Source organism: Psychroflexus salis (assembly GCF_014640175.1).
GTDB lineage: Bacteria > Bacteroidota > Bacteroidia > Flavobacteriales > Flavobacteriaceae > Psychroflexus > Psychroflexus salis.
Window position 1 is genome coordinate 1 of record NZ_BMGL01000007.1, and the last position, 22,724, is coordinate 22,724.

The 22,724-nt window shown below is 32.1% G+C and carries 21 protein-coding genes; 10 read left to right on the forward strand and 11 right to left on the reverse strand.

Annotated features, from left to right (window positions below):
* The 4 genes from IEV63_RS06565 to IEV63_RS06580 form a co-directional block, all read right to left on the reverse strand.
* Positions 1-132: amino acid kinase family protein (locus IEV63_RS06565; protein ID WP_444544429.1), on the reverse strand; the 132-nt coding region annotated here is incomplete at its 3' end.
* A gap of 4 nt (positions 133-136) precedes the next feature.
* On the reverse strand, positions 137-622 hold the full coding sequence (locus IEV63_RS06570; RefSeq protein WP_188405999.1) for a GNAT family N-acetyltransferase: 486 nt from the start codon (positions 620-622) through the stop codon (positions 137-139).
* Positions 623-816: 194 nt separating this feature from the next.
* Entirely contained in the window at positions 817-3,522 is a 2,706-nt protein-coding gene (locus IEV63_RS06575; RefSeq protein WP_188406000.1) for a carboxypeptidase-like regulatory domain-containing protein, read from the reverse strand.
* Positions 3,523-3,561: 39 nt separating this feature from the next.
* A complete protein-coding gene (locus tag IEV63_RS06580) occupies positions 3,562-4,434 on the reverse strand; it encodes a GLPGLI family protein (protein ID WP_188406001.1) in 873 nt (290 codons plus the stop codon).
* Positions 4,435-4,717: 283 nt separating this feature from the next.
* On the opposite strand from IEV63_RS06580, the gene fbp reads away from it, so the two are divergent.
* The gene (gene fbp, locus IEV63_RS06585) at positions 4,718-5,752 is read left to right on the forward strand and encodes a class 1 fructose-bisphosphatase (protein ID WP_188406002.1); all 1,035 of its coding nucleotides are present in this window, start codon (positions 4,718-4,720) and stop codon (positions 5,750-5,752) included.
* Here the strand turns inward: fbp and IEV63_RS06590 are convergent.
* Positions 5,733-7,043, reverse strand: coding sequence for a phenylacetate--CoA ligase family protein (locus IEV63_RS06590; protein WP_188406003.1), 1,311 nt, complete (start codon positions 7,041-7,043; stop codon positions 5,733-5,735). The two genes, fbp and IEV63_RS06590, sit on opposite strands and share 20 nt — an antisense overlap.
* A gap of 77 nt (positions 7,044-7,120) precedes the next feature.
* Here IEV63_RS06590 and purD point away from each other — a divergent pair, with 77 nt between their 5' ends.
* The gene (gene purD / locus IEV63_RS06595) at positions 7,121-8,398 is read left to right on the forward strand and encodes a phosphoribosylamine--glycine ligase (RefSeq protein WP_188406004.1); all 1,278 of its coding nucleotides are present in this window, start codon (positions 7,121-7,123) and stop codon (positions 8,396-8,398) included.
* A 32-nt stretch (positions 8,399-8,430) separates the two neighbouring features.
* Here the strand turns inward: purD and IEV63_RS06600 are convergent, their stop codons facing one another.
* Positions 8,431-8,667 carry a DUF6341 family protein gene (locus IEV63_RS06600; RefSeq protein WP_188406005.1) on the reverse strand — a complete coding sequence of 79 codons (237 nt, stop codon included), beginning with the start codon at positions 8,665-8,667 and terminating at the stop codon, positions 8,431-8,433.
* A 136-nt stretch (positions 8,668-8,803) separates the two neighbouring features.
* Between IEV63_RS06600 and IEV63_RS06605 the strand changes: the two genes are divergently transcribed.
* The 3 genes from IEV63_RS06605 (at position 8,804) to IEV63_RS06615 (ending at position 11,520) form a co-directional block, all read left to right on the forward strand.
* Complete coding sequence (locus IEV63_RS06605) at positions 8,804-9,721, forward strand: hypothetical protein (protein ID WP_188406006.1); 918 nt, start codon at positions 8,804-8,806, stop codon at positions 9,719-9,721.
* Positions 9,722-9,867: 146 nt separating this feature from the next.
* The gene (locus tag IEV63_RS06610) at positions 9,868-10,476 is read left to right on the forward strand and encodes a DUF4254 domain-containing protein (RefSeq protein ID WP_188406007.1); all 609 of its coding nucleotides are present in this window, start codon (positions 9,868-9,870) and stop codon (positions 10,474-10,476) included.
* A 3-nt stretch (positions 10,477-10,479) separates the two neighbouring features.
* Complete coding sequence (locus IEV63_RS06615; protein ID WP_188406008.1) at positions 10,480-11,520, forward strand: glycosyltransferase family 9 protein; 1,041 nt, start codon at positions 10,480-10,482, stop codon at positions 11,518-11,520.
* Between the two features lie 130 nt (positions 11,521-11,650).
* Here IEV63_RS06615 and IEV63_RS06620 read toward each other — a convergent pair whose 3' ends face one another.
* The 4 genes from IEV63_RS06620 to IEV63_RS06635 form a co-directional block, all read right to left on the reverse strand.
* Positions 11,651-11,986: a single-stranded DNA-binding protein gene (locus tag IEV63_RS06620; RefSeq protein WP_188406167.1), complete on the reverse strand. Its 336-nt coding sequence runs from the start codon at positions 11,984-11,986 to the stop codon at positions 11,651-11,653.
* 286 nt (positions 11,987-12,272) lie between these two features.
* Complete coding sequence (locus tag IEV63_RS06625; protein ID WP_188406009.1) at positions 12,273-12,959, reverse strand: hypothetical protein; 687 nt, start codon at positions 12,957-12,959, stop codon at positions 12,273-12,275.
* Positions 12,960-13,085: 126 nt separating this feature from the next.
* Positions 13,086-13,658 carry a hypothetical protein gene (locus IEV63_RS06630; RefSeq protein ID WP_188406010.1) on the reverse strand — a complete coding sequence of 191 codons (573 nt, stop codon included), beginning with the start codon at positions 13,656-13,658 and terminating at the stop codon, positions 13,086-13,088.
* 124 nt (positions 13,659-13,782) lie between these two features.
* The gene (locus tag IEV63_RS06635; protein ID WP_188406011.1) at positions 13,783-14,025 is read right to left on the reverse strand and encodes a DUF6933 domain-containing protein; all 243 of its coding nucleotides are present in this window, start codon (positions 14,023-14,025) and stop codon (positions 13,783-13,785) included.
* 146 nt (positions 14,026-14,171) lie between these two features.
* Between IEV63_RS06635 and IEV63_RS06640 the strand changes: the two genes are divergently transcribed.
* The 5 genes from IEV63_RS06640 to IEV63_RS06660 all read left to right on the forward strand — a co-directional run bounded on the left by IEV63_RS06640 (position 14,172) and on the right by IEV63_RS06660 (position 21,527).
* Positions 14,172-17,723 carry a DUF4175 family protein gene (locus tag IEV63_RS06640; protein WP_188406012.1) on the forward strand — a complete coding sequence of 1,184 codons (3,552 nt, stop codon included), beginning with the start codon at positions 14,172-14,174 and terminating at the stop codon, positions 17,721-17,723.
* The gene (gene ybeY / locus IEV63_RS06645; RefSeq protein ID WP_188406013.1) at positions 17,707-18,144 is read left to right on the forward strand and encodes an rRNA maturation RNase YbeY; all 438 of its coding nucleotides are present in this window, start codon (positions 17,707-17,709) and stop codon (positions 18,142-18,144) included. Before IEV63_RS06640 ends, ybeY begins: the two co-directional genes overlap by 17 nt.
* Before the next feature lie 2 nt (positions 18,145-18,146).
* Positions 18,147-20,018, forward strand: a complete 1,872-nt coding sequence (gene mnmG / locus IEV63_RS06650; RefSeq protein WP_188406014.1) for a tRNA uridine-5-carboxymethylaminomethyl(34) synthesis enzyme MnmG — start codon at positions 18,147-18,149, stop codon at positions 20,016-20,018.
* A gap of 37 nt (positions 20,019-20,055) precedes the next feature.
* Positions 20,056-20,889, forward strand: coding sequence for a class I SAM-dependent methyltransferase (locus tag IEV63_RS06655; RefSeq protein WP_188406015.1), 834 nt, complete (start codon positions 20,056-20,058; stop codon positions 20,887-20,889).
* A gap of 155 nt (positions 20,890-21,044) precedes the next feature.
* On the forward strand, positions 21,045-21,527 hold the full coding sequence (locus tag IEV63_RS06660; protein WP_188406016.1) for an OmpH/Skp family outer membrane protein: 483 nt from the start codon (positions 21,045-21,047) through the stop codon (positions 21,525-21,527).
* A 1-nt stretch (position 21,528) separates the two neighbouring features.
* Here IEV63_RS06660 and IEV63_RS06665 read toward each other — a convergent pair whose 3' ends face one another.
* Positions 21,529-22,668: a DNA polymerase III subunit gene (locus IEV63_RS06665; protein ID WP_188406017.1), complete on the reverse strand. Its 1,140-nt coding sequence runs from the start codon at positions 22,666-22,668 to the stop codon at positions 21,529-21,531.
* Positions 22,669-22,724: the final 56 nt, after the last annotated feature.

The following is a 22,724-nucleotide window of genomic DNA, read 5'->3' on the forward strand; positions in this document are numbered from 1 at the left end:
ATTGGTTGTTTTTCCCATGGCAGAAACTACCATCACTTTATTTTCTGCACCCATGAGTTGCATTACACGAGCAACATTTTGTACTCCTTCTGCATCTTTTACAGACGCTCCACCAAATTTAAAAACCTGCATTTTTTTATGTTTTACTATTTTCTATTGCATTTTGTATTCCTTTTTCGTCCAAATGAACGGTATTCCATTCCTGCATTACGTTGGCTCCATACGAATTGTAAAATTCTATCGCCGGGGTATTCCAATCCAAAACTACCCATTCTACTCTTTTCAATTTTTGTTGGTGTGCGTAGGATACCACTTTATCCAACAAAGCTCTTCCCACTCCTTTACCACGCATTTTTTGGGTTACAATTAAATCCTCTAAATGAATGCTTTTTCCTTTCCAGGTAGAAAATCGTGGGTAAAACAAAGCCATCCCGATAATTTCGTTTCTAAATTCTGCAACATAACATTTAAAAAAAGCTTCGTCGCTAAACCCATATTGAAGCAATATTTCTTCGGTTACCTCCACCGCGTCAGGTTCCTTTTCATAGACTGCTAATTCTTCAATAAGTTGTAAAATATTGGGAATATCTTTTTCTGTTGCCCATCGAATTTTAAAATCCATAATTCATTTTAAAGCTGTAAAAATAGGCATTAAATTGAATTTGTTGTTTTGAAGCCACTTAAGGATTTGTTATAAATATTTCCTACCGAAACATGCTGGCCTATACTTATTAATTTTACTTTGGTTTTGCTTTATGAATTTCATTAGCATTTTATTCATAAAGAATAAAATGCTAATGTTTTTTGAAGTTATTTCTATAAATTATAAGTTAATCTAAAGCTTATAAATCTAGGTTGAATAAAAAACTGTGATGCACTTACTGAAAATGCATTTGCATCCGATCGAGCAATAAATTTAGTATCGAGTAGGTTAGTCGCTTTTAGTTCGTACTCAAATTTAGCGTCTTTGTTCTTTCTGTAATTTAAAGATGCGTCCCAAAATTCGAATGAATTTAAAGTTCTATTTTCGTCTTGTAAATTATTGTAGGCATATTTTGTTCTAAATGTAAACTTTTCCCAAATTAATGCATCAAATTCTATAGAAGGTGCGTTGGTATAAAAAGTAGTTTGCCTAGATCCTTGGTTATTTTCTTGAATACTAAAGTCGTAACGAATGGTAAAGTTGGGTGATTTTTTATAGTTTGTTCTTAGTTCAGCTCCATAATTTTGACTGTAACTTTCGTTTACCGATCGTTGATTTTGAATAAATTGATTGAATTTACTGTAATTAAATCCAGCATTTAAACTTGCTCTTAATTTACCAAATCGCCTTTGAAATCTTCCATTTGCAGTAAAGGTTTCGTCTGCAAAAGAAGAGTTGAAGGGTGAACTAGTTCGAATAACACTTTCGAAATTGGTTAAGTTCCTAATTTGGTCGATGCTTTTTCTGTAATTTAAAAAAGCAAATACATTGGTGTAATTAAATAAGTTGAAGCTAAAATAATTTAAATTTAAATTATGAGATAAGGCATTTTCTAATTCTTCATTTCCTATAAATAAAGAATTAAAATTGTTGAGTACTAAACCACGAGCAAGATTAGTTACGTCTGTAAATTGATTTTGCATACTGTAATTAAACACAATACGCTCGCTCTTTTTTAATTGTATTCGAGCATCAAAATCGGGCAATAAACGGAAAAAATTGTCTTTGTATTCTTCCCCAAATTGAATGTTCCTGTTTCCATAAGCATGTGCAGAAAAACCAGGTGTAAGTGTAAATATTCCTGCTTTTAATTGGTAATGAATGCCTAAGTAAACATCGCTAAAGTTATACTGCGTATCGTTAGTGTTTAAGCCTTGATTTATGGTTGTAGTGGGAATAAAAGTAGAACCATTGTCTAATATTTGAAAGATATCAGAATCGAAATCTTGGCGACTTAAAATACTTCCTAAGGTAAAATTGATGTTGCTTTTATTGTTTATAATATACCAATAATCTAGCTTAGCGTCTAGTTGATTAGACAAAACTCTTCGGTTTTGAGCTACATTATAATTAATTTGACTTGGATCTAAGCCAATAGCATTTGCTGTACTTCCGTAACCATCTTTATCTTCTAAAAGAGCATTGTAAAATGGGTCTTCGTCTTGTATTAGGTGCTGAGCTTCAAAAGAAAAGATATTACGCTCATTTAAGGTGTAGTAGTAATTAAAATTTTGGTTTATACTATAGGGCGTTACTTCTTCTAACTGATTAGTATTTCCTATTACAGAAGAAAGTAAATTTCGGCCTTCTTGTTCTTTAGAGATTCTTGCCAACACATCATAGTCTAACTGATTTTGTGCATTTTCTTTATAAATCGCACTTAATTTTACAATGCCTTGGTCGCTTTTTTGTTGGGTAGAGGTTTCTGTAATTTCATCTGGAATTCCTAAGCTTTCGTCGGTATATAAAACTGAATTATTCTGCTGCAAATCTATCCGGCTGCTCGAAAAAATAGCAAATCCACTCAAGTCTAACTTTTCTGTTGGTGCGTATGTAAAATTAGCCGCAGCCAGTTTAGTTTCAATATTTTCTGCTCTATTATTTTGTAAAGCGCTAAAGTTTAGGTTGTTGTTCCCTAAATTAAGATTTGTACCACTCGATCTGCTCGGGTTTCTAAATCCGCCCGTAAAATTTCGAATATCTCTATTGGTTAACGCAAGTTCGCCCAAGTTATTTATATCGCCAATAAAATTAATACTGTACTTTGGGCTGTAATAAAATAGTTTTGGTTGAACTAAGTAAAGTTCTCCATCGGTAGATGCACCTCCGCCTGCAGTAATATTACCAAACCAAAAATTTTCTTTGCCTTCTTTTAATTTAATGTTCATAGCAATATTGTCTTGGTTGTTTTGAACACCACTTAGTTGACCAACTTCTGCATAGTTTTTTAGTACTTGAACTTTATCTACCGCATTAGATGGAATATTTTTTGCTCCTAATTTAGTATCTCCATCAAAAAAATCTTTTCCATCAATCATTAATTTTTGAACTCGTACGCCTTCAACTTCTATATCGCCATCTTCTGTGACTTCAACTCCTGGTAAATTTTTTAAAATGTCTTCGAGTTTGCGTTCAGTGCCTACTTTAAACGAATCTGCATTATAAGTAAGCGTGTCACCACTAATGGTAACAGGCATTTCGTAAGTTAATTCGACTGCATCAAGTAATTCATCTTCATATAAAACAAAATCTTTTATTAGATCTTCATTTTTTGTTTGTAAAGATTCTTCCGCTGTTTTCATTCCCAAATAACTCACCTGAATTTTATAGGAAGTCATTTTTTTTAATGAAATAATATATTTGCCTTTATCATTTGTAATAGCGTAACCATCTAAAGCATTCGTTTCTGTGTTAATGGCAATAATATTAGCTAATTCTAAGGCTGTACCTAAACTATCTTTTACAACACCTTGAACATTGATTTGGGCAAATGTATTTCCTATACATAACAGGAAAATACTTAAACATATTTTTCTCATTGAATTAATTTGAAGTTGGTTGAAGCAAAAACTAGAAAATTAACGGCCTCTATTTCTACCGCCATACATTTCTCGCATTTCTTCCATTTTTTGTTTTATGGTTTTATTGTATTCTTCTTGAGTGATTTCTTGTCCTTTAGAAGGTACAATTATATCTTCTCTCTCCGCTGGGTTTAAAACAATTTTAGTGCACAAGATTGTGGTTTTATCTGCATTTACTTCTAAAATTAAGCCAGGTAAACCCCAATACTCACCTGGACCTTGATTAACAGGAATTTGTGGTGTATACCAAGCTACTATTTCAATAGTTTTAGGAATTTCAATATCTTCAACAACAGTTTTTGTATTAGTAGTATCTACTTCTTTCTCATTTTTCTTTTGCTCATCTGTATTTCTTCTTCGCATACTTCTCCAATCAAACTCGTCTACTTCTTTTATAGCAATAGCTTTAAAACACATATATTGACCAATTTGTTTGGTTTCGCTTGTCATTTTCCAGTCTAATTTTTTTAATTCGTCTTTTATTAAAAAACGTTTTCCAAAAAACTCCTGTTCCTGTAATAACTCTTGGTTTTTTACATTTTTATACTGTGGACCTCCCGTAAAACTTGAAGCAAATCCGCCCCAGCCTCCACCACTTCCAGGCGCGGCTAGTTTTTCGTCTTCCTTATAAATCGATTCGGTTTTATTGAAGTTTAGAATAAAGGTTTTTTCAAGAAAGCTCTTCATTCGCTCCATAATTTGTTTGCGCTGTTGTTCGCTCATCTCTCTTCCTCCCCAATCGCCTAAATCCATAGTGGTTTTGGTTTGATAAATAGCTTTGCCCTGAAAGTCTTGTGCATGACTTAATTCAAAGAAACTTAAAAACAAGACAACAATGCTTAAAAACTTTAATTCGCTACGAAAAATCATAAGTGATATATTTTATTAATCTAATAGGACTCTATTAAGTATTAGACTCTTTTTTAGAGATAATGTTACATTCTCATTTTAAAATCTAAACTTAGACCCAAAGTTGCATTTTCTATCTTCAGATTTTTATAGATTAAATAAAAAATTACACATAAACCTATAAGGCTTCAAACAAAGTAAACAAAATTTTATGTAATCGATAATTTATAGAATTAAAGGATTTAAAAAGTTCCATAAACTATTGATTTTTCTATTTTTGCGTAAAACTAAATCGTTTTCGTAAATGAAAAAAAAGAACCAAACTTTAGGAGAATTTATTATTGAAAATCAAGAATCTTTTCAATATTCATCTGGCGAATTATCACGACTAATCAATTCCATACGCTTAGCTGCAAAAGTTGTAAACCATGAAGTAAACAAAGCTGGATTGGTAGATATTACAGGTTCTGCTGGAGAAGAAAACATCCAAGGAGAACAACAACAAAAATTAGATGTGTATGCCAACGAAACCTTTATCCAAACTTTAATTAATCGTGAAATTGTTTGCGGAATCGCTTCTGAAGAAAACGATAATTACATTACTATACAAGGACAAAATGAAAAACACAACAACAAATATGTGGTCTTGATGGATCCGCTCGATGGCAGCTCAAACATCGATGTAAATGTTTCGGTAGGAACCATTTTTTCAATTTACAGAAGAGTTACACCTGAAGGAGCTCCTGTTGAGATGGAAGATTTTCTTCAGCCTGGAAACCAGCAAGTGGCTGCAGGCTACATTATTTATGGAACCTCTACTATGTTGGTTTACACCACAGGTTGCGGTGTAAATGGCTTTACGTTAAATCCAGCAATTGGCACCTATTATTTGAGCCACCCGAATATGCAATTCCCAGAAAATGGAAATATTTACTCTATTAATGAAGGAAATTATGTGCATTTTCCGCAAGGCGTAAAAGATTATATTAAGTATTGCCAAGCCGAAGAAGGAGAAAGACCTTACACTTCTCGTTACATCGGTTCCTTAGTTTCAGACTTTCATAGAAACATGATTAAAGGCGGAATTTACATGTATCCCAAAAGTTCGAAAGCTAACAACGGGAAATTACGATTATTATACGAATGTAATCCGATGGCTTTTATAGCCGAGCAAGCAGGAGGTAAAGCTAGTGATGGTTTTCAACGTATTTTAGACATCCAACCATCTGAATTACACGAGCGTGCTCCATTTTTCTGTGGAAGTAAAAATATGGTAGAGAAAGCAGAAGAGTTTATGCAAGCTACCGAAGCTAAACTTACTACGAAAGTAGCGAAGTAAATTGTTTTAGTTTACCGCTTTTAGAACGTTCTAAAGTTTCTAATTGTACAAACTCTATTTGTAAATTAGGTTCTAAATAGGTAGTCATTGCGTTTTCAATAGCCTTTATTTCTTCGTTATGCAATTCTCGATCGGCTGCATATTGCACTTCAAAATGAGATTTGGTTTTTTGAAGCACTTTAATCTCTTTAACTACTCCTTTATCTTCAATAACCGATTTGGTTACATAGTAAAAAGTTAAGCCTGGAACGCGCTTACCGCTTGGTAAAATGGCAAAATCGTTAGTTCTACCAATGAGTTTTTTTAAAATTGGTTTTTTTGCAGTGCTCGAAAGGTCTAGAATTCCAACATCGCCAATTTTGTATCGAATAAAGGGATGTGCCTTGTTATACAAAGCCGTAATTACAATATTTCCTTCTTCGCCATAAGGAACAGGTTTATTATGATCATCTAAAATTTCTACCCAAATGGTTTTGCTATTTATTTCCCATTCATCTTGCGGATTTTGAAAAGCGATTAAATCCAGTTCGCTTGCTCCATATTCGTTTACAACAGGAACTTGAAAAGCTTCTTCTAAAATCTTCTTGTCTTCTTCAAAAAGCATTTCGCTGGTAACAATACAAAGTTTTAAAGTTGGACAAATTTGTTTTAGTTGAATTCCTTCATTTAAAACATACTTAGCAAATTGTACAATCGAACTGGTATAACCATTAATGTAATCGAATTTTTTTTGTTTAAATTCATTTACAAATTCAGCTAAAACCGCGTCGCTTAAATCGTAAATATTAAAACGAAATCGTCCCGCCATTTTATCTTTTAAGCGTTCTTTTTGATGACCAACAAAGTCTTTAGGAATACCGTAAAATCGAGCTTCGAAAGATTGATTTGGAATGATATTGTGCAATTTATACCGAGAAAAAATATGCGTCCAAGTTAAAGCATGACAAAATTTATCTTTCGCAAAAATGAATGGATTACCACTAGAACCTGAAGTTTTATTTATAAAAATATCTTTTTTAGCTAAACCATTGCTCAATCTATTTTGTAGAGGTTGCTGTAAATCTTGTTTGGTCATAACTGGAATGTCTTCCCAGTTTTTTGGTAATCTACTTCCAACAAGCTGTTTATAAGCAGGATTGTTTTGAAAATGAAATTGTAAAATTTCGTTTTTTTTAGCTTCAATGTAATTTGCGTAGTCTTCATTTGGAATCGACAAAATGTGTTGAAACTCTTTTTTTGCTTCCTTCATAGGGAAGCCTTTTACACGAAGCGAAAAATTCAACAAATTCATTTAGATTTTCTTCATAAAATATTCGTTGCCAATTTACAAAGATTTACTTTTGGGGCAATCTGAAAAATGCTTTTAAAATGAATATTCTTTTGTTAGGTAGCGGTGGTAGAGAACACGCTTTAGCTACCAAGTTTATTGAAAGTCCCTTATGCAAAAAGTTGTATGTTGCCCCAGGAAATGCGGGAACACTCGAAATGGCAACTAATGTTTCTTTAAATGTAAACGATTTTGCTGCTGTAAAAAAGCAACTCATCGATTTAAAAATCGATATGTTAGTGGTTGGTCCAGAAGATCCGCTGGTAAATGGCATTACTGATTTTGTTAAGAAAGATGAAGCCATACAACATATAAAAGTGATTGGTCCATCGCAAGCTGGAGCTGCTTTGGAAGGAAGCAAAGAACGCGCTAAACAATTTATGGAAGCGCACCACATTCCGACCGCTAAATACAAAAGCTTCAATAAAAGTGAAGTGCAAGAAGCTAAAGATTTTTTAGATGAAATGAATCCGCCTTATGTATTGAAAGCCGATGGATTAGCTGCAGGAAAAGGCGTTTTAATTATTGAAAATAAAGCAGAAGCTGAAGCAGAAATTGAAGCCATGTTAACCGGACATAAATTCGGAAAAGCTTCAGAAAAATTAGTGATTGAAGAATTTCTTTCAGGAATAGAACTTAGTGTTTTTGTACTTACCGACGGAAAAAATTACATTACACTTCCTAATGCAAAAGATTATAAACGCATTGGAGAAGGCGATACCGGTTTAAACACTGGTGGAATGGGTGCCATTTCTCCAGTACCATTTGCAGATGAAGACTTTATGAGTCATGTTGACCGAGACATAATTCAACCTACAATAAACGGATTAGCGCAAGAAAATATAGACTACAAAGGATTTGTTTTTATCGGTTTAATGAAAGTAGAAAATAAAGCTTACGTAATTGAATATAATGTGAGAATGGGCGACCCCGAAACTGAGGTTGTTATTCCTAGAATTCAAAATGATTTAATTGAAGTTTTAAGTCTATTAGAAACTCAAGAACTTAACCAAATAAATTTAAACCTAGACCAACGTACAGCAACTACTTTAATGTTGGTTTCGGGTGGTTATCCAGAAGCTTACGAAAAGGGGAAGAAAATAACGGGATTAGAAAATATTACAGAAACAAAGATTTATCACGCAGGTACAACCTACAACAAAAATAAAGACTTAATTACAAACGGAGGGAGAGTTTTAGCCCTTACTAGTTTTGGAAAAGACTATAAAGAAGCTTTACAAAAAAGCTACGCCAGTGCAGAAAAGATTAATTTTGAAGGGAAAAATTTCAGAACAGATTTAGGTCAAGATTTAGCCTAAATCTGTTCTGTTTTATTTTTAAGTTAGTAATCTTATTGTTTCCCTAAATACGAATGTGCTTTAACATCAGTTCGTTCTTCGTTGTTGTTACTGTAAGTTTTTAATTGCTTCATCCAATATAAAAAAGCAACAAAAGCGATAAGCATAAACAACCAATTTAGGGCATTTGCAGCAGTCCAAGAAGATTCCTGTAATTCTCTAAGTGCGTCTAAAGGTAAAAAAAGTACATCTTCAAATAAACTTGCTATTCCTTCAAAAAAATCTTTCATAAGTATACTAAGTAATAATTACCTTGCAAAAATAATAATTAATACCAATAGAGCTGTAAAAGTAGGCTAAATAGTAAATTAAATTTTACTGATTTAAAAATAAGCTAAAATGTAGCTTGGCTATAATTTTATAAAAATGATATTAACCCGTTTTTTAAGCAAGTCTAAACCCATTGTGTTTGTTAGCTTAGCGTGCTATTTAAGCATTCATTTTTGGATAGATATTTTGCCTGTTACTACAGTAAATATATTTGCAATTATTGGAAAATACTTTATTCTTTTATCTCTGTTTTTTGGTATCAATTTTATAGTAAAACGCAATAAAATAAACCATACCAATGCTTTTGCTGTATTTACATTTATTGCATTGTGTACTTCGTTGCCGGAGATTTACTTAAACGCAAATGTGTTAATTCCTGCTTTTTTTGTCTTGTTAGGCTTACGTAGACTAATAAGTTTAAAAACACAAATTGAGCCCAAAAAGAAAATATTCGATGCGTCCTTGTGGTTTTTTGCGGCTAGTTTATTTCAACCCTATTTGGTATTGCTTATGTTGGTGGTTTTTTATGCTGTTGTTGAGTATACGCTGTACGATGCAAAAAACTTTTTTATTCCACTAATAGCTTGGATTTGCGGTGCTTTATTTTTTACTGCTTTTAAACTTATACAAACCGATGAGTGGCAGTTTTTTTATGAAGCTTATACCGATTTTGGATGGAATAACTTTCGTTTAATTTGGCAAGAAAATCCCTTATTTATTTGCATTTTCAGCTTGTTTAGTTTGTTTATACTTTTTAGTATTTTTAAAATAATAAGTGGGGTAGCGCTGGCTTTAAAAACAAGCTTAAACCTCATCTTATTAAGTTTTATTGTTGTTTTGGTGGGTTGGGCTTTTGCAGAAAAAACACAAATTGATGCATTAGGCATTGCCGTGCTTCCTTTAAGCATGCTAGCTGGAAACGTTTTTCAATTAAAAATAAAGCCGGTTTTAAAAGAAGTTCTGTTTCTACTATTGCTAGTATTAAGCCTGAGTAGTTTTTTAGGCAGCATTTAAAACAAAGAACAATTAATTTGCTTTGAATGCTAGCTATAGCTGAAAAAATGAAAAACAGAAAAAAATAGACTATATATCCAATTAAGAACAAACCGCCTCAATTCATCTGTAAAACCTATCTTTGTAAAAGCTAAAAATTTACATTTATGTTTTCAGAAAAAGCAAATCAAATCTTTATAGAAGTAATTGAAAAATATCATATTGAAGATCGTGTAGACCAAGAATTTAATAATCCGTATGATACCAAATCGCAAACTATTGAACATTTATTGTATAGAAAATGTTGGATAGATACCGTACAATGGCATTACGAAGATTTAATTCGCGATCCCAACATTAAGCCTGATGATGCTTTGGTTTTAAAACGAAAAATCGATGCTTCTAACCAAGACCGAACCGATACAGTTGAATTTGTTGATAGTTACTTTTTAGAAAAATACAAAGATGTTGATGTAAAGCAGAATGCAAAAATCAATACCGAAAGTCCCGCTTGGGGAATTGATCGTTTGTCGATTTTAGCCTTGAAAATTTACCACATGAACGAAGAAGCCAATCGAACCAATGCCAGCCAAAAACACCAAATGGCTTGTAAAGCAAAGCTGAATATTTTATTGGAACAACGCGTAGATTTATCTACTGCCATAGACCAATTGTTAGCAGATATTGAAAAAGGCGAAAAATATATGAAAGTGTACAAACAAATGAAAATGTACAATGATGACGAAATGAATCCCGTTTTGCGTAACAAAAAATAACACATGAAAAAAGAGCAACACGTTTTAGTAATTCGGCTTTCGGCCATGGGCGATGTTGCAATGTTAGTTCCTGTAGTTGTTGCTTTACTAGAAAAGTACCCACAACTTCATTTACATATTTTAACCAAGGCATTATTTGTGCCTTTTTTTGAAGATTTTTCAAGAGTGGAAACCCATGTAGCAGATACACGCGGAAAACACAAAAGCTTACCTGGTATTTTACGATTAGCCGCCGAAATTCCTAATCGAATTAACGTAATTGCCGATGTACATAATGTATTGCGTTCAAAAATTTTAAGGCGTGTACTCAGTATGCGCGGTTTAAAAAATGAAAAAATAAGCAAAGGCAGGAGAGATAAAAAAGCACTCACTCGAACTGAAAACAAAGTATTTAAGCAACTTAAAACCTCACATCAACGTTATGCTGATGTGTTCGAAAAGTTGGGTTATCCTGTAGATTTAAAACCAAGTCATGTAAAACCCAGAAAAGCACTTAGCCAACCGCTTGTAAACAAACTTAACCTTTCTAATCAAAACACATACATTGGTTTTGCGCCTTTTGCTGCGCATCGCTCTAAGCGGCTTCCTTTAAACAAAATAAAAGCCATTTTAAGCCAATTAAAACAAAGGCTGCCTCATATAAAAATTATTTTTTTTGGTGGTGGAAAACAAGAAGTTGAAGATTTAAACGAACTAGCAAATGAATTTTCAAACTGCATTACTGCAGCAGGTAAATTTACATTTAATGAAGAGTTAATTCTAATTTCGAATCTTAAATTGATGCTTTCTATGGATAGTGGTAACGGTCATTTAGCGGCTATGTTTGGCGTTCCCGTACTTACTTTTTGGGGCGGAACACATCCTTTTGCAGGATTTGCTACATTTTTACAACCCAAGGAAAATCAATTTCTACCCGATTTAAAAAAATATCCACTGTTGCCCATTTCTGTGTATGGAAATAAAATGATTGATGGATACGAAAATGTAATGGAAAGCATCGATATTGATGCTGCTTTAAAACGAATTATTGATTTAATACAATAATTGTATCGAGAACAATGTCAGTTCGAATAAAACATCATTGATAATAATTTTTCAGTGTTTTCAAAATACCACATAAAAAAACTCGAATGCAAAAAATTACATTCGAGCTCATGTAAAAAGGTAAAAAGGACTATTTGCTACCCAACATAACTACTTCTTCACAAACTATTTCAGTAGTATAGCGCTTTTCGCCTTCTTTGGTTTCGTAAGAGCGAGTAGTTATTTTTCCTTTCACAATTATTTCTTTTCCTTTACCTACATATTTTTCAATAATATCGGCTGTTTTTCCCCAAGCAACTATGTTGTGCCATTCGGTTTCGGTTACACGTTCGCCTTGCTTGTTTTGGTAAGATTCGTTAGTAGCAAGACTAAACTTGGCTAACTTTTTACCACTGTCTAATTTAATGATTTCTGGATCATTTCCTAAGTTTCCAATTAACTGTACTTGATTACGTAAGCTCATAATATAAAATTTAAAGGTTAATAAAATTTTTATGTTTTGCCTAATTTAGCAACTCAGCCAAATCGACGATGCAAAGATGAAACAGCACTTATATTGCATTCGGTTAACAACCACTTACTTTCTTTTATTTTCGTTTGTAAGCGTTTGTAAATGGATATTAGGCTATTTAAATCACACTTAAAAACATATTTATTAAGGGTTTACGTATTCAATTAATCAAATGTATGCTTTTTTATAAAAAGATGCAAAAAGTGAAAATTAAATCCCTTAGTTCAGTAAAAAAGCCTATTTATTCGCCTTTTGAGTTTAAACAGGTCCGATTGTAATACTCTACTACTTCTAATATTTCATCTTTTGAAAATTCTTTGTTTTCAACTTTTTCAATTAATGATGAACAGTTTTTAAAGTGTTTTTTTATAGATTTTTTGAAGCTTTTTGAAAAGGGTAAACCTTTTGTGTATAAATGTTCTACTTGGTTGCTTTCACCTGCACCAACATAATAGCTATATCGTGGAAAGTTTATTTCAATATAAATATTTCGAATTGGAACCACATCTACTTTTTGGCCATTTTCCAATTCAACTAGCGTAGGTTGATATTCATTTATTGATCTTGGATAATTTAATAATGAATTGGATAAAGCAGCTTCTTCATATACTCTAATGTATAAACTTACACTATCTATGGATACTATTTCCATTATATCTGGAAATTTACCGCCATCTATATATTTATATCTAAATTGTCTATAATAGTTATTCTCAAGTATATCAATTCCAATGATTTCTTTTGATTTATAAGTTCTGTATTTAAGTGTATCATTTTTAAACTTCACAGAAACTATAGATTGTATTCCGCTTATTTCTCCAAAACCATTAATTTGAGTACCATCTTTTAAAATAAGAATAGATTTTCCTTTTTGTGCAAAAGTTAGATTGATAAATAAAATTAAGCATATAATAAATGTTTTTCTCATAATTTAAAATTTCACATGCTTTGCAGCTCCAGCTTAACAAAGCTAAGCTATTAGAATGGGCAAATTTTTAGAACTGGTTTCGTTTGGTAGGCAAGTTTTTGTCTGCAGCCAGTTAACTTTAGTATCTTAGTCAATTATTGGGTTTTTAATCTCATTTTTGTAGTAATTCTCTAAATCTGAAATTAGTGTGTATATTTTAGAATGAGATTTTTTTGTTGGGGCTCTCACAAAGATTATTTCATGATTTTGATGATTTTGTGCTAAGGATAGTTTTACGGTATATCCGTCAATAATTATTCTCTTATCAGGATTCATATCCAAATCTTTTTTTATTTTATTCCAATTTCTTACAAATGTGTCTACTTTGTTTATGATTAAATCATCTTGTTTTAATACTAAAGTGTCAGATTTATATTCTTTATAATCTTCCAATATTTTAACTAATTCTTTTTTTGAATCAGAAGTTTTTGCCTGTAATAATCGAATTAATTTCACACTATCTACTTTGCTGAATTTTCTTATAGAAGTTTGTTTTTTTACAATTAGGAGTATTTTTTCGTGGTTTTTTAGGTAATCAATTTTATGATTTTTCGCCATTCCTAAGAAAGAAATCTGTAAATCATAAGATTCATTTTCTTGTGAATATGCACTAATAAAAGTCAATATTATTAAAAAAAGTAGACAAGTGTTTTTATGCATTTTTAAGTTTTTAGGAATGTTACAGATTACATATAAAATAAGATGTACGCATTCTATTTTTATTTTTTATACAATTAAAGCCTTTGTTTGTATTGATCACCCATAAAAATAAACCATATAATTACTATTGCTTATCTTCTAATATCGTGCTTAAAATAATTACATCTTTTTTCTTTTTCTCGGGAAGTAATAAAACATAGCACGTTTGTTTATGGCTTAACACCCAGCACTTTTTTTTACTTATATAAAATAGAGTAGCATTCCATGCACCAAAATGTTCTTCGACATCAAATTGAGGAACAGACATAAACTCACCAATTGTTTTTTCTAACTTTCTCTTGGTGTAAATAGGGGTTATATGTTTCATGCTATTCATTTAAAATGAAGCCTAAGTTAGTAAATTTAAAAATAAGTAATAACGTTTTTGCTAAAAAAACACAAGTCTAACTTTTGCATTTATTAGCAATTAGTTAGGGCTTTAATTGGTAATTTTACGCAGATTGAAATAAATGCATGAATAACTACAAAAAAGTAACACAAAAACTCGAAAAGTTTATTGGTAAATTTTACATCAATGAACTTATAAAAGGTGGTATTCTCTTTTTTGCCTTGGGTTTTTTATATTTCATAATTATTGTTGGACTAGAATATTTTTTCTGGCTCACACCAACAGGTAGAAGCTTTTTGTTTTGGATTTTTATTGCAGTTGAAGCTGCATTATTTTTTCAGTTTATTGTAAAACCTTTACTCAAACTCTTCAAACTAGCAAAAGGATTAGATTTTGAAACCGCTTCGAGTATGATTGGGGCACATTTTCCGCAAGTAAGCGACAAACTTACCAATGTTTTACAGCTCAAAAAAAATGGAGCTGATTCTGATTTGTTAATTGCTAGTATTGAGCAAAAAGCAAAAGAAATTCAACCAGTTCCTTTTCAATTGGCCATTAATTTTAAATCTAATTTAAAATACACAAAATATATTGCTATTCCTTTATTCATTATTATTTTAGTTTGGTTTACCGGAAAATTAAATGTTTTTACAGAAAGTTATCAGCGTGTAATCGATTATAAAACAGCTTACGAGCCACCGGCACCATTTCGCTTTGTTGTGCTCAACTCTAATTTAGAAGCCGAACAAGGCAAAGATTTTAAATTAAATATTTTTACTGAAGGCGATGTAATTCCAGAAGAAGCACAAATTGTATACAATAATCAATCGTATTATTTAAGAAAAAATAAGGATGGACAATTTGAATATGAGTTTGAAAACATTAAAAAACCGATAGCGTTTCAATTGAAGGCGAATGAAGTTAGTTCAACTTTATATACAATTAATTTAATCGAAGTTCCAAAAATTATCGATTTAAGCCTGAATTTGGATTTTCCAACATATACCCAATTTAAAGCAAAAGAAATAAAAGGAACCGGCAATGCTCAAATTCCTGAAGGAACAAAAGTAGAGTGGAAGTTAAACACGGCAAATACCAAAAGTGTAAGGCTTCAAATAAAAGATACTACTTTACAACTTACTAAATCGGGCAATAATTTTATGCTTCAGAAAAGCTTTAAGAATTCTGTAAATTATCAGCTTTCAACTTCCAATAAAGCTCGACAAAATTACGAGTCACTAAACTTTCAATTAGAAGTAATTAAAGATGAATTTCCTAATTTAAATGTTATTTCAAAAAAAGATAGTATTGAACAAAAAACAAGATACTTTCAGGGCAAAGCAAGCGACGATTATGGGTTAACAAAACTTCAATTGGTTTATTATCCTTCACAAAATCCAAATCAAAAACAAATTGAACCGATTTCGATTAGCAAAGGGAATTATGCTGAATTTTTATATGTTTTTCCTAACCAAAAAATCGAATTAACCGAAGGCGAAACCTACACATATTATTTTGAAGTGTATGATAATGATGGGGTAAACGGAAGCAAAAAAACCAAATCTACATATTTCAATTTCAGAAAATCAACTCAACAAGAAGCTAATAAAGAAAAGCTTAACCAACAAAATGAAAACATTAAAGGCATGCAAAAGGCTTTAGAAAAACAAAAGCAGAATGCAAAAGATTTAGAAGAAATTGAACAGCTACAAAAAGAAAAAAACAAGCTATCGTTTTCTGATAAAAAGAAAATTGAAAACTATTTAAAACGCCAACAGCAACAGCGGGAAATGATGAAAAACTATAGCGAAGAACTCAAAGAAAGTTTAAAAGAGTTTGAGCCTGAAAATAAAGATGCTAAAAAAGAAGAGCTGATTGAACGTTTACAAGAAAATGAAGAGCGTTTACAAGAAAACGAAGAACTCATGGAAGAATTAGAAAAATACCGTGAGAAAATGGAAGACGAACAACTTAACGAACAATTAAAAAAAGCAGCAAACGAAACCAAAAAACAAGAACGCACATTAGAACAATTATTAGAGTTAACTAAGCGCTATTATGTGGAAAGAAAAACACAACAATTAGCAGAAGAATTAGAAGAGTTAGCTAAAAAACAAGAAGACTTAAGCGAAAAAGAAAACACAACTGCCGAAGAACAAAATCAATTAAATAACGATTTTGATAAGCTGAAAGAAGAGTTGGAAAAATTAGAAGAAGAAAATAATAATTTAAAGAAACCAATGGATTTGTTTCGGGATGAATTTACCGAAGATGAAATTAAAAAAGACATGCAGGATGCTAGCGAAATGCTAGATAAAAATAAAGAAGGAGAACAAGAAGAAAAGGAAGAAGCTAAGCAAGACAGCAAAAGTGACAAGGAGAGCGAAAGCCAAGAAAATTCAGAAAACAAAAAAGAAGAAAATTCAGAACAAAAAGAAGAGAAAAACAAAAATTCCAACAGCAGTTCCAGTCCGCAACAAAAACAAAAAAGTGCAGCAGACAAAATGAAAGAGTTGAGTAAAAAAATGGGCATGTCCTTAATGAGTGGTGCGCAGTCTCAACAAACTGAAGATGCAGAAACCTTAAGAAGAATCCTTCAAAATTTAATTCGTTTTTCTTTTGAACAGGAAGACTTAATGCAGAATTTTGACGATTTAAATGGCGAAACCAATGCAAGGTTTGCTAAAAATTTAAAGAAACAAGCAAATTTACGCGAAAACTTTAAACACATTGATGATAGCTTGTTTTCTTTAGCGCTTAGAAATGAGATGATTAGCGAAGAAATTACAAGAAAAATAACTGATATTCAGTACAATACAGAACTAAGTTTGGAGCGTTTAGCCGATAATAAAATTCGTTTAGCGCAAAGCAACCAACAATATGTGATGACCAATGCTAACGATTTAGCCAATATGTTAGATGCATCTTTAGACCAAATGCAACAACAAATGAGCGGCGGTAGCGGCAGTGGAAGTAGTGGGCAAGGGCAAAGTGGAGAAAGTCCTGGCGAACAACTTTCAGACATTATTAAATCGCACGAAGAACTGCAAAAAGAAATGCAAAACGCCATGGGAAAAAGCCCCGGTGAAGGTGAACAAGGCGAAGCAGAAGGAAATAGTGAAGGAAAACAAGGTGAAAATGGAGGTAGCTCTGGAGAAGGTGAAGGACAAAATGGCGAAAACGGAAAATCAGGAGAAAATGGAAATAAAAGTAAAGAAGGAGAAAATGGAAAACAATCTGGTGAAGGTGAAAACTTTAATGAACAAATGAGTGGTGAATTGTACGAAATTTACAAAAAACAACAAGCTTTAAAACAACAATTAGAAAATCAAATAAAAAAGTTAGGTATCGAAGCTGACGCTATTAATTTACAAAAGAGTTTAGAACAACTCGAAGAAGAATTGCTTATGAAGGGTTTTAGTAGTGATGTACTAAAACAAATGAAAAACATTAATCACCAACTTTTAAAACTAAAAGAAGCTGCTCAAAAACAAGGTCAAGAAGAAAAAAGAGAAGCAACAACGAACACCAAAGACTTTGAAAATAAAGAAGTAAACGAGCTAGAAAGAGCTAAAGAATATTTCAATACCATTGAAATATTAAACCGACAACAATTACCTTTGCAGCCCAAATACAAAAACTTGATTAAACAATATTTTAATGAACAGAACAATTGATTTTGAATCCAATTTTGATTTCCACATAATTGAAAAATCCAATTACATTCAATGGATTGAAAATGTTATTCATCATTTAGGCTATAATTATACTGAAATTAATTATCACTTTTGTTCTGATGAAGAATTGCTTAAAATCAATCAAGAATATTTAGCTCACGATACTTTTACAGATATCATTACCTTCGACCATAGCTTTGGAAAAACTATTCAAACAGATATTTATATTAGTATTGACCGAGTAACAGAAAACGCAGCTAATTTGAAGCTTCTTTTTGAAGATGAATTGAAGCGAGTGATGATTCATGGAATTTTACATTGTTGTGGTTTTTCAGATAAAACTGCAGCAGAAAAACAAATCATGAGAAAGAAAGAAGATGAATGTATGAAAATGTTCCACGTGGAACAAAAAGAAAAATAACCATGTTTACAGACAAATACGATGTTATTGTAGTAGGAGCAGGACATGCTGGAAGCGAAGCAGCAGCTGCTAGTGCCAATATGGGACAAAAAACTCTACTGATTACTATGAACTTACAAAACATTGCTCAAATGTCTTGTAATCCAGCTATGGGTGGAATAGCCAAGGGACAAATATTAAGAGAAATAGATGCATTGGGCGGTTACAGCGGTATGGTATCCGACACCTCAGCTATACAGTTTAAAATGTTGAATAAGTCGAAGGGTCCAGCCATGTGGAGTCCACGTGTTCAAAGCGATAGAATGCTGTTTTCAGAGCATTGGCGAGACCGATTGGAACAGACTGAAAACTTAGATTTTTATCAAGAAATGGTTAGTGGAATATTAGTTGAAAATCATAAAATTATAGGCGTAAAAACATCTTTAGGACTTAAGATTTATGCTAAATCGGTTGTATTAACCAACGGTACATTCTTAAACGGATTAATTCATATTGGCGATAAAAATTTCGGTGGTGGTAGAGCAGGAGAACGAGCTTCAACAGGAATTACAGCTGAATTAATCGATTTAGGTTTTGAAGCAGGTAGAATGAAAACTGGAACTCCGCCAAGAGTAGATGGTAGAAGTTTAGATTTTAGTAAAATGACAGAACAACCAGGAGATGAGCAACCTGGAAAATTTTCGTATTTAGACAGCACCCAAAAGTTAAGCAAACAGCGTTCCTGCTGGATGACGTACACATCGCCAAAGGTACATGATTTATTACGAGAAGGATTTGATCGTTCGCCTATGTTTAATGGAAGAATACAAAGTATTGGCCCTAGATATTGCCCAAGTATTGAAGACAAAATAGATCGGTTTGCCGATAAAGATCGACACCAAATGTTTATTGAACCTGAAGGATGGAAAACGGTAGAATTCTATGTAAATGGATTTTCTACATCCTTACCAGAAGATGTGCAATTTAAAGCTTTAAAAAGTGTAGCTGGATTTGAAAATGTAAAATTTTTTAGACCTGGTTATGCTATAGAATATGATTATTTTCCACCAACACAGTTAAAGCATACCTTAGAAACCAAATTAGTTAAAGGTCTTTATTTTGCTGGTCAAATTAATGGTACAACAGGTTATGAAGAAGCAGCTTCTCAAGGACTAATGGCCGGAATTAATGCAGCGCTAAAAAACCAAGAAAAAGAAGAGTTTATCTTATCGCGAAGTGAAGCTTATATCGGTGTGTTAATCGATGATTTAATAACCAAAGGCACAGAAGAACCTTACCGAATGTTTACTTCTCGAGCAGAATACAGAACTTTACTAAGACAAGACAATGCTGATATTCGTTTAACTGAAAAATCACATGATTTAGGTTTAGCAACAGACGAGAGAATGCAACGTTTGGAAGAAAAACAGTCGAAGACAAAAGCATTTGTAGAATTTTTTAAAAACACATCGGTTACCACCACAGAAATAAACCCTGTTTTGGAAGCTAAAAGTTCAGCGAAAGTTAATCAACAAGGTAAACTGTTTAAAATTTTTGCTCGTCCAAATATGGACATGGGAGACATGCTTCAATTACAAAGTGTAAAAGAGTTTGTAAAAGAACATAAAGTAGACGAAGAAGTGCTGGAACAAGTTGAAGTGCAGATAAAATACGCAGGTTATATTGAAAAAGAAAAGCAAAATGCTGATAAATTACATCGTTTAGAGAATGTAAAAATTCCGATGAATTTTGATTATTCACAGCTCAAATCAATGTCCTTTGAAGCACGAGAGAAACTGGGTAAAATACAACCAAGAACCGTTTCTCAAGCGTCCCGGGTAAGCGGAGTAAACCCAAGCGATATTTCAGTTTTGTTAGTTCATATGGGAAGATAGTGTAAATGTTCCACGTGGAACAATTAAAACATTTCAATTGAAAAAAGATTCGTTAAGCCTAAAAGATTACTTTAAAACACAAGAAGTTTTTCAGCTGAAATGGAAAGAATCGTGGCAGTGTTACGAGACTTTTCCAAAACCAGATGTAAAGGAAATTAGTAAATACTATGATAGTAAAAATTATATTTCACATCAAAAAGAAGCTAAAATATTTAAAGACAAAGTTTACAATTGGGTAAGAAACCACATGTTAAATACCAAAACAAAGTGGATTAAAAATGAAGTTGGGACAAGTGTAAATCTACTGGATTTTGGATGTGGAGTAGGAGAGTTTGTTAAAAGAGCAAACCAGAATGGTTTGATTGCTGAAGGAATTGAACCCAACTACGAAGCGAGACAAATAGGTTTAAAAAATAAGCAAAATATCTATGCTGATTTAAGCGATATAGATAATAAAAGATTTGACGTCGTTACACTTTGGCATGTGCTCGAACACCTGCATGAACCAGACCTGTTTCTAAAAGAAATTAGAAATTACCTAAACAAAAAAGGAAAACTTATCATTGCAGTTCCTAATTTCGAATCCTATGATGCAAAATATTACAATCAATATTGGGCAGCTTACGATGTGCCTAGGCATCTATATCATTTTAGCAAAAAATCAATTTCTATTTTGGCAGAACAAAATGGATTTAAAATCAATAAAACCTATCCGTTAAAATTCGATAGTTATTATGTTTCTATGTTGTCTGAAAAATATAAAACAGGGAAAATCAGATTTCAATGGATTTGGAATGGATTTTTGTCCAATTGTAAAGCTAGAAAAAATAAGGAGTGGTCGAGCTTGGTTTTTGTCTTAGACCTAGTCTAAAAATCAAAATAAGAGCTTTTACGGGCTTGATTTTGTAAAAGTGAAGTGATTAGTGTAAAAAAAAATAAAGTCGCTAAGAAGGTTTTAAAACAAAACAATTTAAATAAGATAAATCTATGGATAATTATTTTTCAATAAAATTTAAAAATATTATAGTGATAGTGCTCACAAGTTTACTTTTTATAGCTTGTACACAAGAGAAAACAGCTTATGTTAATAATACAGAGCTCATTCAATCTTATGAGAAAATGAAGAATGCAAAAAAAGAGTTTGAGCGTAGAAATGAAAAATTAAGTAAGCGTCTAGATTCTGTTGCAAATAACTTTCAGCAACAAGTGGTAAAATACCAACAAGGTTTTGAAGGGATGAAACAAAATGAAAGAGAAAAAGAAGAAGAGCGATTAATAAACTTACGGCAAAAAATTGAAGAGCAACAACAGCAAGAAAGTTCTGCTTTAGAAATAGAGAGCAAAGAAAAAGCAAACCAACTTATAGAAGAAGTTAGAAAGAAAGTAGAAAAATACGGCGAAGAAAATAACTACACTTACATTTTCGGTTCTAATGAGTCTGCTAATATCTTATATGCCAAACGGGGAAAAGACATCACCTTAGAGGTAATAGAATATGTAAATCAATAATTTACTGGTGAATAAAACGGGTAAGCTGTAATGATAAATCAGAAAAGACAAGTTTAGCATTAGCATTGCGATCAATATGGTAACTTGCTTCCTGTAAAGACTGATTAATCTTGTCTAAATTGTTACCGTTAATGAACTTAGCAAAACTAGAAAACTTAAAATCCTGGTCGTAAGGCATAAAATAAACTAAACTATCGGCTTTGTAATTGGCTAACATGGCTTGACGAAAAAAGTGTAAACAATAATCGATAAATCGAATTTGAGTTTCTCTATTTTCTTTATCCAACTGCATGGCCCAATGCATTAAATCTTTAACTGCAGATTTTTGCTTTTTCGCTCTAAATGCTGATCGTACCCAGGCAATAAAATAAGCTTCAAATTTTTCATCATCCGTTTTATGCGAAAGTCGTTTAATCGCTTTTCCTAAATCGCCATCAGATTGAACAGCAATAGGAAATGCTTCATTCGATTCTAAATTAAAATGCTGCATTAAGTAATTTGCTATGGCTTCTTCACTAAAGGGAGAAAATTCAAGCTGCTGGCATCGAGAACGAATCGTAAGTAAAATATCATCAGGCTTTTCAGTAATTAAAATTAAATAGGTGTTTTCGGGAGGTTCCTCAATTAATTTTAAAAGTTTGTTGGCTGCAGACAAATGCATTTTTTCAGCACACCAAATCAACATTACTTTTGCATTACCTCCAAACGACTTTAGCGAGAGTTGTTTACTAATCTCTTCTGCTTCATGAACACTTATAATACCTTGTTTTTTTTCTATTCCTACTTTTTTGTACCAATCGTGAACATCTTCAAATATTTGATCATTAATAAATGAACGCCAATAAGTAGAAAAATCTTTAGATAAAGGCTTGTTATTTTCAAGTAGTTCAGAAGAGTTAACAGGGTAAACAAAATGTAAATCTGGATGCGTATATTGGCTACACAAATGTTGTGCTTTACGAAGTTGATCGCCTTCTAAGCTATTGGTAATCAACATCTGTGCAAAAGCAGTTGCTGTTGCTAGTGTTCCATAACCAGGTTTACCAATAAACAACTGTGCATGAGCAGTTCTTCCATTTTGTAAAGTAGTTTGCAAATGCTTTTTTATATGGTCTAAAGCTGGTATTTGATCAAAATTCATACTACAAAAATACATTATCGCGAACAGAAAAAAATACTTTCAACTAAAAAAGCATA